The sequence below is a fragment of the Mesorhizobium sp. B2-7-1 genome (assembly GCF_006440735.1).
GTDB lineage: Bacteria > Pseudomonadota > Alphaproteobacteria > Rhizobiales > Rhizobiaceae > Mesorhizobium.
Map to the genome: position 1 here is coordinate 77555 of NZ_VFUA01000014.1, position 13108 is coordinate 90662.

At 61.3% G+C, this 13108-nt stretch carries 14 protein-coding genes; 10 read left to right on the forward strand and 4 right to left on the reverse strand.

Annotation, left to right across the window (positions count from 1 at the left end; translation table 11 throughout):
• The first annotated feature begins 27 nt into the window (after nt 1-27).
• Nucleotides 28-1461: an amidohydrolase gene (locus tag FJ471_RS08465; RefSeq protein ID WP_140802720.1), complete on the forward strand. Its 1434-nt coding sequence runs from the start codon at nt 28-30 to the stop codon at nt 1459-1461.
• Between the two features lie 140 nt (nt 1462-1601).
• On the opposite strand, the gene FJ471_RS08470 is transcribed toward FJ471_RS08465, so the two are convergent.
• Nucleotides 1602-2597, reverse strand: a complete 996-nt coding sequence (locus FJ471_RS08470) for a LysR family transcriptional regulator (protein ID WP_246684652.1) — start codon at nt 2595-2597, stop codon at nt 1602-1604.
• A gap of 25 nt (nt 2598-2622) precedes the next feature.
• On the opposite strand from FJ471_RS08470, the gene alr reads away from it, so the two are divergent.
• The 5 genes from alr to FJ471_RS08495 all read left to right on the forward strand — a co-directional run bounded on the left by alr (nt 2623) and on the right by FJ471_RS08495 (nt 7173).
• Nucleotides 2623-3852, forward strand: coding sequence for an alanine racemase (gene alr, locus FJ471_RS08475; protein WP_246684653.1), 1230 nt, complete (start codon nt 2623-2625; stop codon nt 3850-3852).
• A 73-nt stretch (nt 3853-3925) separates the two neighbouring features.
• Nucleotides 3926-4735, forward strand: a complete 810-nt coding sequence (locus FJ471_RS08480) for an ABC transporter ATP-binding protein (RefSeq protein WP_140802741.1) — start codon at nt 3926-3928, stop codon at nt 4733-4735.
• Between the two features lie 45 nt (nt 4736-4780).
• Nucleotides 4781-5563 (forward strand): transporter substrate-binding domain-containing protein, encoded by a 783-nt coding sequence (locus FJ471_RS08485; protein ID WP_140802721.1) that lies wholly within the window; start codon nt 4781-4783, stop codon nt 5561-5563.
• A gap of 48 nt (nt 5564-5611) precedes the next feature.
• A complete protein-coding gene (locus tag FJ471_RS08490) occupies nt 5612-6364 on the forward strand; it encodes an ABC transporter permease (RefSeq protein WP_140802722.1) in 753 nt (250 codons plus the stop codon).
• Nucleotides 6364-7173, forward strand: a complete 810-nt coding sequence (locus FJ471_RS08495; RefSeq protein WP_140802723.1) for an ABC transporter permease — start codon at nt 6364-6366, stop codon at nt 7171-7173. Before FJ471_RS08490 ends, FJ471_RS08495 begins: the two co-directional genes overlap by 1 nt.
• A gap of 1036 nt (nt 7174-8209) precedes the next feature.
• On the opposite strand, the gene FJ471_RS08510 is transcribed toward FJ471_RS08495, so the two are convergent.
• The 3 genes from FJ471_RS08510 to groES all read right to left on the reverse strand — a co-directional run bounded on the left by FJ471_RS08510 (nt 8210) and on the right by groES (nt 10500).
• Nucleotides 8210-8431 (reverse strand): hypothetical protein, encoded by a 222-nt coding sequence (locus tag FJ471_RS08510; protein ID WP_140802725.1) that lies wholly within the window; start codon nt 8429-8431, stop codon nt 8210-8212.
• A gap of 65 nt (nt 8432-8496) precedes the next feature.
• Nucleotides 8497-10125 carry a chaperonin GroEL gene (groL, locus tag FJ471_RS08515; protein ID WP_140802726.1) on the reverse strand — a complete coding sequence of 543 codons (1629 nt, stop codon included), beginning with the start codon at nt 10123-10125 and terminating at the stop codon, nt 8497-8499.
• Nucleotides 10126-10185: 60 nt separating this feature from the next.
• Entirely contained in the window at nt 10186-10500 is a 315-nt protein-coding gene (gene groES / locus FJ471_RS08520; protein WP_140802727.1) for a co-chaperone GroES, read from the reverse strand.
• Nucleotides 10501-10828: 328 nt separating this feature from the next.
• Here groES and FJ471_RS08525 point away from each other — a divergent pair, with 328 nt between their 5' ends.
• From FJ471_RS08525 to FJ471_RS08540, 4 genes are all read left to right on the forward strand, one after another.
• Nucleotides 10829-11176: a hypothetical protein gene (locus tag FJ471_RS08525; protein ID WP_246684654.1), complete on the forward strand. Its 348-nt coding sequence runs from the start codon at nt 10829-10831 to the stop codon at nt 11174-11176.
• Nucleotides 11177-11187: 11 nt separating this feature from the next.
• Nucleotides 11188-11466: an usg protein gene (locus tag FJ471_RS08530; RefSeq protein ID WP_140802728.1), complete on the forward strand. Its 279-nt coding sequence runs from the start codon at nt 11188-11190 to the stop codon at nt 11464-11466.
• A 204-nt stretch (nt 11467-11670) separates the two neighbouring features.
• Nucleotides 11671-12144, forward strand: coding sequence for an Hsp20 family protein (locus tag FJ471_RS08535; RefSeq protein WP_140802729.1), 474 nt, complete (start codon nt 11671-11673; stop codon nt 12142-12144).
• 94 nt (nt 12145-12238) lie between these two features.
• On the forward strand, nt 12239-12748 hold the full coding sequence (locus FJ471_RS08540) for an Hsp20/alpha crystallin family protein (protein WP_140802730.1): 510 nt from the start codon (nt 12239-12241) through the stop codon (nt 12746-12748).
• Nucleotides 12749-13108: the final 360 nt, after the last annotated feature.

The following is a 13108-nucleotide window of genomic DNA, read 5'->3' on the forward strand; positions in this document are numbered from 1 at the left end:
GGACGAGGCGCCAAAGGAGGAAGACCCATGCGAAACGATCTCCTGAGCCTCGACGAGATCGGCCGGCGCGTCGACGCCAGGCGCTACGACTATTGTTCGCTCAGCGACCGCATATGGGCCGCGCCCGAATTGGCATTCGAGGAGCATGGCGCGGCGAGCGAACAGATCGCCTTGCTGGAGCGCGAGGGCTTCCACATTCGAAAGGGCGTCGCGGGCATGCAGACGGCCTTCATGGCCGAGTTCGGAAGTGGCGGACCTGTCATTGGCTTCTTGGGAGAATTCGATGCGCTGCCGGGCCTTGGTCAGATGTCGGGGCAAACCGAGCGCAAGCCTTCAGGCAGGGGAGCGCCAGGGCATGGTTGCGGGCACAACCTGCTCGGTTCCGGATCCGCGCTCGCGGCCGCCGCCTTGAAGGAAGCGCTCGCGACGGAAGGCATTGCCGGCAGGGTGCGCTACTATGGATGCCCCGCCGAGGAAAATGGATCGGGCAAGACCTTCATGGCGCGGGCTGGCCTGTTTGACGATCTTGATGCCGCGTTCTGCTGGCATCCCAATGTGGTCAACATCGTGCAGACGGCTTCATCTCTTGCCTGTATCCAGGCTCGGTTCCGGTTTACCGGCGCCGCGTCCCATGCGGCAATCTCTCCCCACCTGGGGCGCAGTGCGCTCGATGCGGTGGAGTTGATGAATGTGGGCGTGAACTACATGCGCGAGCACATGCCGTCCGACGCGCGTGTGCACTATGCCATCGTGGACGCGGGCGGCGATGCGCCGAACGTGGTGCAGGCAAATGCCGAGAGCCTGTATCTGGTGCGCTCGGCGCATCTGCGACAGGCCGAGCGGCTGTTCGAGCGCGTCAGGAGGATCGCCGAGGGTGCGGCGCTGATGACCGAAACCACGGTCGAGATGCGGGTCGTGGACGCGAACTCCAACGTTCTTCCCAACACGGTGCTGCAGGAGGCCATGCATGAAAACATGCAGCATCTGGGTGGGCCGGACTTTGACGAGATGGACCATGCCTTTGCCGGGAGGCTCCGGAAGGCCGCGCTGACCGAAGACGACATGATGGCAAGCGTTTGCACTTACGATCCCTCCCTAGCCGCGCAAGCGCTGCATGACGGGCTGCTGCCCATGCCCGCGAGCGAGGGCCTGGTGATGGGCAGCACCGATGTCGGCGACGTGAGTTGGATCGTGCCGACCGTTCAGTGCAACACGGCCTGCTTCGCCATTGGAACGCAGTTCCACACCTGGCAACTCGTCACGCAAGGAAATCTCCCGGCAGCTCACAAGGGGATGTTGCTGGCGGCGAAAGCCATGGCAAGCACTGCGGCCGATTGCATCCGCGATCCGGCTCTCCTTCCGCAGGCCAGGGCGGAATTGAACGAGCGCACCGGTGGGCGCCCCTATGTCTGCCCGATGCCACCCGAAGTCTCGCCTGGCGAGCTACAATTTCCCGGTTAATTCCGGCCTGAGGTTGGCCTTATATTGGCGTCTTGCGGAGAGCACTTGAGGATGTGCAAAGCTTCAGAACCTTTCGGGCAGGTCACGCTTCAAAGCGCTGAAGCCGATGACGGATCGCGCTTCAATCCGCCCTGCTCCAGCTAGCGGGCATCCGTCCTCGCTGCGTTTTGCCAGCGCTCCGTCGATCGGCTGACCACATCCACGATTGTCTGGACGATGTGCGACTGTCGCGAAAACCTGCCACTCTCCCGTCGCCAGAACACCACGTACTGGTATTTGGCCGCAGGTTGAAAGGGGATAATCCTTAAGTCGAACATGTCGTACTGGCGCGCAATGAACTCGTTATCGATTGCAACGCCTATGCCGTGCGCCACGAACGAAGCGTCAAGACCGATCGTATCGGAATGGACCTTCGGCTTCAGCGGGAACTCCCTGTGCCCATATGAGGCCAAGCCCAGCTTGTTCGAGGTGTAGTCCCTTTCCAGCACGATGAGCGGCTCGCTGGCGATGTCGTCCACTGTGATGATATCTTTCTGCGCCAGCGGATGGCCGGGATGAACGACGCAGACGCTGAAGCTTTCGGCGATTGCCTGCCACTCGAAAAAGCGCTCGTCCAACGGCAGGCGCGAGATCCCAATATCGGCCTCTCCCGTCATCATGCTTTGCATGATCTGGTCGTATCTCAGCGCCTTGAAATGAAACTCCGTCGTGGGATCCAGGTTATCGAGCACCTTTATGATCTCGGGGACAATCCTGAACGCGCAAATATGAGGTGCGGCGATCGTCAGGCTGTTCAGATCGGTCCGGAACGACTCCGATATTTCCCGCTCGATGCTTTTCAAGGTCGTGACGTATCGATCGACGCGATTGTAGATCTCAATGGCGCGCGTCGTGGGGATAAGACCGCGACGATCCCTGACGAACAGGCTCTCCCCGACAGCTTCCTCGAACAGCTTCAGATACTGGCTCACCGCCGATTGGGTGATGCCGAGTTCCCGAGCGGCGCGCCTGGTCGAGCCGGTCCTAATGATTTCTCGGAAGATCTCCGCCGACCTGAACCCGGGTTTCTTCCGGTCTGAAGCTGCATCCATCATTGCCATCTCCTCAACCGGCTCGACCGTGTAGGCCTTCCTCATCCACTATATCAGCAGAGCTAATAGGGTGTCGAAAAAACTTAATAAATTGACGGTTTTTGAAATTCTTTCCATCGTTTCCGGCATGCAATTCGGTGACCAGATATTGATTGATCCTACCCCTTCGGACGTGCCCGGCTTGTACCGGGAGGCACTCATTTCGCGGGCAAGCTGGTATGAGATAGACCTCGGCGCAATGCGGCACAATTATCGCCAGTTGCGCGCCCATCTTGCGCCGGCGGTGAAGATTTTCGCGTGCCTGAAGCGCAATGCCTACGGATGCGGGGCGGGGCCCGTCGCTCGGGCGCTCGCCGCGGAGGGCGCTGATGGCTTTGCCGTCGCCGCGCTCCCGGATGCCATCGCGATCCGGCGAGCGGGGGTCGAGACCCCGATCCTGCTCTACCCCGGGCCGTTGCCGGCATCGGCCGAGACAATCGAGGCGTTGCACCTCACTGTGACCGTCTCCAGCATCGACGAACTCAAGCAGTGGCGCGCCGTCATGGGCGCCACGAGAATTTTCGTCAAGGTGGATCTCGGCTTCCATAGGGCCGGCGCGACGCCAAAGGCAGTGGGCGAGATACTCGCGGCCGCTCACGCGTACGACGATGTCGAGATCCATGGGCTCTATGCGCATCTCAGCGAACTGCCCGCCTCTTCGCCTGCGCAGGAGAGCGACCAGATCTCCCGACTGGAGCGAATTCTCCAAGAGGCAGATGCGTCGGGGACGCGCCCGCCCGTCGCGATGATGGCGAGCACGGCTGGGGTCCTGCGATGGCCCGCGATGGATTTCGACGCCGTCGACCCCGGCGCCCTGTTCGTCGGCCTCTCCGAGACGGATCAGGGCGTGCGATCCGTTATGCTGCGGCCAGCGCTCAAGGCAATTTGCGCAAGCCTGGTCTCGATCAAGCAGGTCGATGCTTCCCTCGGTCCGGCGCCGGATCTGCCCGGCTTTCGTCAGGGGATGACCATAGGCGTGCTTGGCATGGGATGGGGAGACGGGATCCCGCGGCATCTTGCGGCGGGAACGCCGGCATTGGTGCGCGGTCAGCGCGCGCGACTCATTCCTCCGGTTCATCTGGAGCATCTGCGCATCGACCTGACGGAAATCCCCGACGCCAGGTTCGGCGATCAGGTGCTGCTGCTCGGGCGACAAGGCGACAAGGCGATCACACACGACGAGGTCGCGGCCTGTTGGGATACCGATCTGATAGGGCTCTACGCCCAGCTCCGGGATCATGTTCCGCGCGTCTATGTCTGAGATCCAGCTCCGCAGGAGCTCGTCGAGAACGCCCTCGGGATCGTCTCCCCCAACCATCGATCATGGAAATCCAATGACCAGGCCGGCAAGTGAAACTTCCCCTGCAGCGAGAGAGGTGGCGGCGGAAGCGATCCATGTCGAAAACCTCCACAAGAACTTCGGTACGCTGCAGGTGCTGAAGGGGGTTTCGCTGTCCGCGCGCGACGGCGACGTGGTGGCGGTGATCGGCGGGAGCGGCTCCGGCAAGTCGACATTGCTGCGCTGCATCAACTGCCTGGAAAACCCTACCAGCGGCATCATCAGGGTGAATGGTGAGGAGATACGGCTAAGGGCTGACGGCTACGGCAACACCGTCCCCGCCGACCGCAAGCAGATCGAGCGCATCCGCTCCAGGCTTGGAATGGTCTTTCAGAGCTTCAATCTGTGGAGCCACATGACCTTGATCGAAAACGTCATCGAAGTGCCCGTTCACGTGCTTGGGCTCAAGAGGGAACGGGCCATCGCCGAGGCGGAGAAATTGCTCTCCAGGGTGGGCCTGCTGGAAAAGCGCGACACATATCCGGCATTCCTGTCTGGAGGGCAGCAGCAGCGGGGCGCCATCGCCCGCGCGCTCGCGGTCCAACCCCGAGTCATGCTTTTCGATGAGCCGACATCGGCGCTCGATCCTGAACTCGTCGGCGAGGTACTTGGTGTCATCGGCGACCTGGCGCGGGAAGGCCGGACGATGATCCTTGTGACGCACGAGATGAAATTCGCCCGCGACGTCGCCACACACGTGGTCTTTCTCCATGAGGGGCGCCTCGAGGAAGAAGGGCCGCCTGAGGCCATTTTCGGGTCGCCGCGATCGGAGCGGCTTCAGCAATTCATCCGTCGGGTAGGCTAGCGGACAGAACGACGAAATTATCGGAAAACAAGGGGAAAAATAATCATGAAAGTACTGTTCAAGGCAGCAGTGGCGACAGCCGTCCTGGGCCTATCGATCCTGACAGCGCAAGCCGAGCAGGTAAGGGTTGGCATCAGCGCCGAGCCATACCCGCCCTTCTCGTCCCTGGATCCATCGGGAAAATGGGTCGGCTGGGAGATCGAGATCATCGATGCCGTCTGCGCCGAAGCGAAATTTGATTGCGTTTTGACCCCGGTTGCCTGGGACGGCATCATTCCGTCCCTTACGTCGAAGAAGATCGACGTGATTATGAGCTCGATGTCTATCACCAAGGAACGCAAGAAGACGATCGATTTCTCCGACAAGTACTATAGCGACAGCGGATATACCGTGGCCGGTCCGAAGGGGATCGCCATGGAGCCCACAGCCGACGGCCTCAAGGGCAAAATCCTCGGCGTTCAGGTGTCCACAAATGCCCAGGTCTACGCAGCCAAGCATTTCCGCGACAGCGCAACCGAGATCAAGACGTACCAGACAGAGGACGAGGCTGATCAAGACCTTGTGGCGGGCCGCCTGGACGCCATCCTGGCAAGCAGGATTACCATCGGCGAATTCCTCAAAAGCGATCAGGGAAAGGCCTGCTGCGAGATCAAGGGCTCGGTCGCCAATGATCCCGACATCATGGCGCGAGGCGTCGGCGCCGGGCTGCGCAAGGGAGATGACGAGATCAAGGAAAAGATCGACGCAGCGATCAAGGCAATCCGCGCCAACGGGAAATACGGCGAAATTTCCAGGAAGTATTTCGGCTTTGACATCTACGGCGATTGAGTTGAACCGGCAATTTCGATCCGAGAGGCGCCACGGAGGCATTCGCTCTTGACCGCGTATATTCCCTTACCGCTTTCGCAGCCAGGGCTTTTTGATCTGCTTGCGCTCAGCCCGCCGGGCTGGGGCGGAAATCTGCTTCGCGGATTTGTCCGTTCCATAGAGATCGGTGGCGGCGCGTTTGCCCTTGGACTGGTCGTCGGCGCCGCTGGCGCCGGCGGCAAACTCTATGGCGGTCGCGTTACCCGTGATCTGCTGAACATCTACACGACCCTCATTCGCGCGGTGCCTGAGCTGGTGCTGATCCTCCTGATCTATTTCGCCGGCACGGATCTTATCAATCGGCTTATGGAGGCTGCCGGATACGGACCGATCGACATCAGCGGGCCGGTTGCCGGCGTCATCGCGCTCGGTTTCGTGCAAGGGGCATATGCGACGGAAGTCCTGCGTGGCGCGGTTCTCGCGGTGCCACAGGGGCAGATCGAAGCCGGGAGAGCCTTCGGCATGAGCTCCATCATGCTGACGCGGCGCATCACGGTGCCCACGATGCTGCCTTTCGCAATACCGGGCCTGGCGAACCTTTGGCTGGTCGCGGCGAAGAACACCGCGCTTCTGGCCGTCGTCGGTTTCGGCGAGCTGACGCTGGAAACGCGCCAGGCCGCAGGGGCGACGAAGGCATACTTCACCTTTTTCATGGCTGCCGGCGTGCTTTATCTGACGCTGAGCGTGGTCTCCAATTTCTTAATCAGTCGGATCGAGAACCGGGCAAGGCGCGGCCAGCCGGGCATGACGGAGAGGCGTTGATGACTTACGCACCAACCCTGTCGACGGACCGCTTCATTACAACTGCCTGGTTCGAGCCGCATCGCATCGCATTGGCCGCGATCGCAGCGAGCCTGGTCGTCGCCGCGGGTGTCTTCATGCGGTGGGACTGGCTCGCCGATTACTATCCCCTTGCCATCTCCGGCTTATGGCAAACGATCTGGATCTTGGTCGTGACCTGCGTTCTAGGCTTCGCTCTGGCTGTTCCGCTTGGATTTGCCCAGGTTATGGGGCCACTCTGGCTCAGCGTTCCATCCAAAGCGTTCTGCACCGTGATCCGCGGCACACCGCTGCTTCTGCAGCTCTGGCTGCTTTACTACGGGCTCGGCACGCTCTTCCCACAATTTCCGGAAATCCGCGAATCCTTCCTCTGGCCGCTCGTCCGCCAGGCATGGCCCTATGCGGTGCTCGCGCTTACCCTGTCTTTCGCGGGCTACGAAGGCGAGGTGATGCGTGGCGCCTTTGCTGGAGTGCCGGGTGGGCAGATCGAGGCGGCTCGGGCATTCGGGATGAGCCGCTGGAAGGTGTTTCGCCGCGTCTGGTTGCCTCAGGCGATCCACAAGGCTCTGCCAACATTGGCGGGAGAGACCGTACTGCAGCTGAAATCGACGCCGCTCGTCGCGACTATAACAGTGCTGGATCTTTACGCCGTAGCGCTGCGTGTTCGTCAGGACACGTTTATCATATACGAGCCGCTACTATTGCTGGCTCTTATATACATGATCCTCACCGGCCTGATCGTATGGGCTTTCGGTCGTCTCGAAGCACGCATTCCGATCCGATTGGGATGAAGCGGGTCAGCAACCGCGGATGCTGCCACTCTCCAGAATGCACCCAGATTTCTATCCGGCTGAGGGAGCTCCGCGATCACAAAGTACCAACGAATTGGATCGCCGCGTCCAAGTCGGATGCTAGGGTGCGCCACATACCCAATTTCAACAACCGGTCAACGTCCCAAACAGCTGCCTACGTTGCGGGATCGAAAAGGAGCGTGCGGAAGACGACGAAGATCCCCATGGGTCGATGCATCCGCCAACTTATCCTAACCGTCTCGTCCGCGGCCACCCGCGGATCGCGGTAGCCAGCACAGCAATCGGTCAGAACGAAACTCCAAATCAGGACTAGATCGCAAGGGACAAAATCGCGGTTCTGCGATATCGCGCTTACGCCAGCGTAAGTGGCGCTACGTTCCTGGGGACGCAAAAACCGCCCCGGTTAGACCGGGACGGTTATTGATTTATGATAGAATTGGTTGCGGGGACCCCCTTTTGTCATAACATCGTCGGACTGGTCATTTGGCGAGTTCGAGGATACTGAACAGCGTAGCTCCGTATGCACCTCGCCGCGCTTGTCGCCGGGCGCGAACAAGATCTCTCCGATCAACGAGCGCAACGCCTCGGCGGCTGGACGCCCGTCATCGTGGTCGGCGAGCGCTTGCGTGAGCTGCTCGACCCGCTTGCGATAGGGAGTGGCGATGTTGGGATGCAGGTCAGGCCGGTTCCAAAGCCGCCACCACGAACGCAGCGGCGCTAGTGGTGAGCCCGTTGTCGGGGAGCGGATAACGCTTCACGGCGCGGTAACAGGGTTTCGATTCCCCTTGGGCGTGCCCTTTCAGGCACCTAGCGTCATGCTAGGCAAAGCCGTCAATTAGCGGTCAAATACGCCTTCTGTTAGCCCGGTCTTTTGGGCCACCTTCTGCGCTGTGCGGCAGGGGCCATGTAAGCTTGTCGACCGTCTTGACGATGGCGGTAGCCAAGGCAGCGGCTTCGTGAATCAGCGTTGGGCCATAGCGTCGACCCCGCCCGCGAGGGGCGGGACCGATCTCGCTCAGCTTCGCGCGGATGTTTCGTTGGCCGACACCTGCTGCGCGGCAAGGAACATCAGCGTCGAGGCGACGGTCCGCCGGTTCCATCCGGCGGATTCAGCCGCATCGAGCAGGCTTGCCAATAGCGGCTTCAGCGTGCTCCGGCATTCGGCTTCATAGGCGAGGAATTCGCTTGCCGAATGCGTCGGCGCGGGAATCGAGCCATCTGCGCTCATCATGTTCATGAGGGCCTCCCAAGTTTCGGTGAAACGCCCGCTCCCGTAGCCGGGAGCGGGCTCCCATCTCTATCTCAGAAGTCCATGCCGGCGCCGGCCGGCACGGCCGGCGCGGTTTCCTTCTTCGGCTTTTCGGCCACCATCGCCTCGGTGGTGACGAGTAGACCGGCGACCGAGGCCGCATCCTGCAGGGCGGTGCGCACGACCTTAGCGGGGTCGATCACACCTTGCTTGTAGAGGTCGCCATATTCGCCGGTCTGGGCGTTCCAGCCATAGGCGAAGTCCGTCTTCTCGCGCAGCTTGCCGACGATGATCGAGCCTTCCGATCCGGCATTCTCGGCAATCTGGCGCGCCGGGGCCTCGATCGCGCGCCGCACGATATCGACGCCGTATCTCTGGTCGGGATTATCGACAGCAACCGCCTCGAGCGCCTTGGCCGCCCTGAGCAGGGCGACGCCGCCGCCGGGCAGGATGCCTTCCTCGACCGCGGCGCGCGTGGCGTGCAGCGCATCGTCGACACGGTCCTTCTTCTCCTTGACCTCGACTTCCGTCGCGCCGCCGACGCGGATCACCGCGACACCGCCGGCGAGCTTGGCCAGCCGCTCCTGCAGCTTCTCGCGATCATAGTCGGAGGTGGTCTCCTCGATCTGCGCCTTGATCTGCGTGACGCGGCCCTGGATCTCATCCTTCTTGCCGGCGCCGTCGACGATGGTGGTGTTCTCCTTCTCGATCGCGACCTTCTTGGCGCGGCCGAGCATCTCCAGCGTGACGTTCTCCAGCTTGATGCCGAGATCCTCGCTGATGGCCGTGCCGCCGGTGAGGATGGCGATGTCCTCCAGCATAGCCTTGCGGCGGTCGCCGAAGCCCGGAGCCTTGACGGCGGCGACCTTCAGCCCGCCGCGCAGCTTGTTGACCACCAGCGTGGCCAGAGCCTCGCCCTCGACATCCTCGGCGATGATCAGCAGCGGCTTGCCCGATTGGACCACGGCCTCCAGCACGGGAAGCAGCGCCTGCAGGTTGCCGAGCTTCTTCTCGTGGATCAGCACATAGGGCTCGTCGAGCTCGACGCGCATCTTGTCCTGGTTGGTGATGAAGTAGGGTGAGAGATAGCCGCGGTCGAACTGCATGCCTTCGACGACTTCCAGCTCGGTCTCGGCGGTCTTGGCTTCCTCGACGGTGATGACGCCTTCGTTGCCGACCTTTTCCATGGCCTCGGCCAGAAAGCGGCCGATCTCGGCATCGCCATTGGCCGAGATGGTGCCGACCTGTGCGATCTCGTCGTTTCTGGTGATCTTGCGGGCGTTGGTCTTGAGTTCGACGACGACCGCATCCACCGCTTTGTCGATGCCGCGTTTCAGATCCATCGGGTTCATGCCCGAGGCGACGGCCTTGGCGCCTTCGCGGACGATCGATTGCGCAAGCACGGTGGCCGTCGTGGTGCCGTCGCCGGCGAGGTCGTTGGTCTTCGATGCGACTTCGCGGACCATCTGGGCGCCCATATTCTCGAACTTGTCCTCGAGCTCGATCTCCTTGGCGACGGTGACGCCGTCCTTGGTGATGCGCGGGGCGCCGAACGACTTGTCGATGACGACGTTGCGGCCCTTGGGGCCGAGGGTGACCTTCACCGCGTCGGCGAGGATGTTGACACCGCGCAGCATGCGCTCGCGGGCATCGGAATGGAATTTGACTTCCTTGGCAGCCATTGGATCACTCCTTTTAGGCAGTTTTCATTGACTGGTTTGCGGTTCCGATCGAAGCCCCGGTCAGGCGGCTTTCTTCAGCGTCGCGGCTTGCTCCATCACGCCCATCACGTCGCTTTCCTTCATGATGAGCAGATCCTCGCCGTTGAGCTTGATCTCGGTGCCGGACCACTTGCCGAAGAGGATGCGGTCGCCGACCTTCACGTCGAGGGCCACGAGCTTGCCGCTCTCGTCGCGGGCGCCCGGGCCGACGGCGATGACTTCGCCTTCCTGCGGCTTTTCCTTGGCGGTGTCGGGGATGATGATGCCTCCGGCCGTCTTCTCTTCGGCCTCGATTCGGCGGACGAGCACGCGGTCATGCAATGGACGGAACGTCATATCGTTCTCCTTCAGGACAAACAGATTGCGAGAGGTTCCTCCGCTCCGGACCGGAAGTCCGGAGAGGGGCGCGCGACCCTTTCGGCGTCGCGCGCATGTGGAGCTAATTTTGCCTTCTTCTACTTTCAAGGGGGTGTCGAAAAAATTTTCGCACTCTCGATCGCCGAGTGCTAGCGTGCTGAAAACAATGCGATAAATCCCATCGCGCGACAAAGGAAAGGCTTGAATTCGCGATTGAGCTGAACAAAATTATCGGCGCCCGGCAGCGCCGGGACCGCTGAGAAATTTGGAACCCGAACCAAGGAGTTTTTGGAGACGGAGGACAGAAATGGACCGACAGACGCTCTCGCCGATCATCCCTTCCCTTGCTCCCGAAAGATTAGACCTTTCGCTCGATTGGCTGCTGTCCCCGGCCAGCCATTTTCAACACCCGCGAGATGTGTTGGAGGACGACTCGCTCGACCTCTGGGAAAAGCGGGCGATCCTTTCGTCCTGGGCGTCCGACGCCTGCGCCGTGGAATCGATGCCGGCCCTACGCCAGCCGCCGGGCACCGAGCGACCGGTCTCCTTCGACGAGATCATGGATGCGCTGCGCCGGCTCGATGCAACCGCCCCGCCGCCACGCGGCCCTGCCGATGATGACCAGCGTCAACTGGTCGAGCGGCTAAGCGCGTGAGGCCGAAGGCGATGGCAAACGCGGTCAGCAGGGAATTCCGCTTGCAGATGAATGGCTACGGCCTGACCACTGCCGAAATCCATTATCATTTACCGGACCATCCCAGCCTGCTGCAGCTCTATGTCTGGCAGGAGTACGATCTCGCCCCGGATTTCCCCGCGCTGAGGGTTTTTTTGGATTTTTGGGAACGCGAGCTTGCTGGAGCCTTGCATTCTGTCCGCGTTGCCCATCATCGGTTGATCAGGCCATCGGAATGGCGGGCCGTCGACGGGATCATTGCGATCCATTGAAAACCGGCTCCGCCAAAGGCGGTCGTCGTGCGGCCGCCTTCCGCATGCATGCGAAGACCTTTGAATGCGGCTTCGGGGCGGGTCTTGACGTCCCGGCGTTGAATTCCCAGATCGATTTTGCCGGTGCTTGAGAGACCGGCAAGTCAAGGGGCGCCGCTTCCTTGGCGCGCCTCGTATCTATGTTGCTCAACGGAGGATGTAGCTATGAGAACCAATTTTGACTTCAGTCCGCTGTTCCGGTCGAGCATCGGGTTCGATCGAATGCTGAATGCGCTCGAAACGGCGAGCCGGATCGACACCGTCGACAATTGGCCACCCTACGATATCGCCAAGACCGCGGAAGACGATTACCGCATCACCATGGCGGTGGCAGGCTTCGCGCAGGACGAACTGGCCATCACCCAGGAGCACAACATGCTCATGGTCTCAGGCCAGAAAGCCGGGGAGGACAAGGGTGAATACCTGCATCGCGGCATCGCCGGTCGCGCATTCCAGCGCCGCTTCGAGCTTGCCGATCATGTCAAAGTCGTCGGCGCCAGCCTGGTCAATGGCCTGCTGACGATCGATCTGAAGCGTGAGATTCCCGAAGAGATGAAACCGCGCCGGATCGAGATCGCGGCCGACAAGGCGACCAAAGGCGCAATGAAGAAGATCGAAGCCGAGAAGCAAGCCGCCTGAGGAGCCGCCCCTCAGGGCATCCGCGCAACGTGCCGGGTACATTGCCCGGCACGGCAGGAAGCTTTGCAAGCCGGTGAACAGAAAGGAGGAAACCATGAGCGTCCGTGATCTGATTCCCTGGGGCCGAAGCAACGGCAACCAGGTTCCAAGCATGTTCCGCGACAGCGAGCGCGATCCGTTCCTGTCGCTGCATCGTGAGGTGAACCGCCTGTTCGACGATGTTTTTCGCGGCGTCGACAGCCGGTTGCCGTCTTTTGGCGGTGTTTCCGCCCTCGGCGCTGCTTGGCCGAGCGTCGAAATCTCCAACGGTGAGAAGGAGATCAAGGTAATGGCCGAAGTGCCGGGCCTCGAACAGAAAGACATCGAGGTTCTGCTCGACGACGGCGTGCTGACGCTGCGAGGCGAGAAGCGCTCCGAGACGGATGACAAGGATAGGCAGTTCTCCGAACGGTACTATGGCCGCTTCGAACGCCACATCCCGGTTGGCTACGAAGTCAAGGAAGACGAGGTGGAGGCGCGCTTCAGGAACGGCGTGCTGACCGTCACCCTGCCGAAGAGCGAAAAGGCCCAGTCGCAGGTCAAGCGCATCGACATCAGGAGTTGAAGCAACCTGGGTGGTGGCGGGCACGCCGCCACCCGGGATAATAGTTTTCAACTTCATCGAGGGTTGACTGTTATCGCCACCGGTGAATGGAGGCGCTCGTCCGCGGGCCAGATCCGGCCGGGTGGACCGCTTTGGACCATGGTCTCTCGCACTCCAACCTCGAAGAAGGCTGAACGGCGGCCTCCATCAGAACCTGTCTGAGAACTGCCAACCCGGAAACGGTCCTATGAGAGACCTGCAACGTTGGTGAGGGCGGAGAGCCGGCGCCGCTGAGAGATCCCTGGCCTTTAAAGCGCAAAACCGCCCCGGTTAGACCGGGACGGTAATTGATTTATGATAAAATTGGTTGCGGGGACTGAA

Excerpts from the sequence above, each read along its gene's own strand:
- FJ471_RS08465 (WP_140802720.1), top strand. The coding sequence starts at position 28 with ATGCGAAACGATCTCCTGAGCCTCGACGAGATCGGCCGGCGCGTCGAC.
- FJ471_RS08470 (WP_246684652.1), bottom strand. The coding sequence starts at position 2,597 with ATGAGGAAGGCCTACACGGTCGAGCCGGTTGAGGAGATGGCAATGATG.
- FJ471_RS08480 (WP_140802741.1), top strand. The coding sequence starts at position 3,926 with ATGACCAGGCCGGCAAGTGAAACTTCCCCTGCAGCGAGAGAGGTGGCG.
- FJ471_RS08485 (WP_140802721.1), top strand. The coding sequence starts at position 4,781 with ATGAAAGTACTGTTCAAGGCAGCAGTGGCGACAGCCGTCCTGGGCCTA.
- FJ471_RS08495 (WP_140802723.1), top strand. The coding sequence starts at position 6,364 with ATGACTTACGCACCAACCCTGTCGACGGACCGCTTCATTACAACTGCC.
- FJ471_RS08510 (WP_140802725.1), bottom strand. The coding sequence starts at position 8,431 with ATGAACATGATGAGCGCAGATGGCTCGATTCCCGCGCCGACGCATTCG.
- groL (WP_140802726.1), bottom strand. The coding sequence starts at position 10,125 with ATGGCTGCCAAGGAAGTCAAATTCCATTCCGATGCCCGCGAGCGCATG.
- groES (WP_140802727.1), bottom strand. The coding sequence starts at position 10,500 with ATGACGTTCCGTCCATTGCATGACCGCGTGCTCGTCCGCCGAATCGAG.
- FJ471_RS08525 (WP_246684654.1), top strand. The coding sequence starts at position 10,829 with ATGGACCGACAGACGCTCTCGCCGATCATCCCTTCCCTTGCTCCCGAA.
- FJ471_RS08530 (WP_140802728.1), top strand. The coding sequence starts at position 11,188 with ATGGCAAACGCGGTCAGCAGGGAATTCCGCTTGCAGATGAATGGCTAC.
- FJ471_RS08535 (WP_140802729.1), top strand. The coding sequence starts at position 11,671 with ATGAGAACCAATTTTGACTTCAGTCCGCTGTTCCGGTCGAGCATCGGG.
- FJ471_RS08540 (WP_140802730.1), top strand. The coding sequence starts at position 12,239 with ATGAGCGTCCGTGATCTGATTCCCTGGGGCCGAAGCAACGGCAACCAG.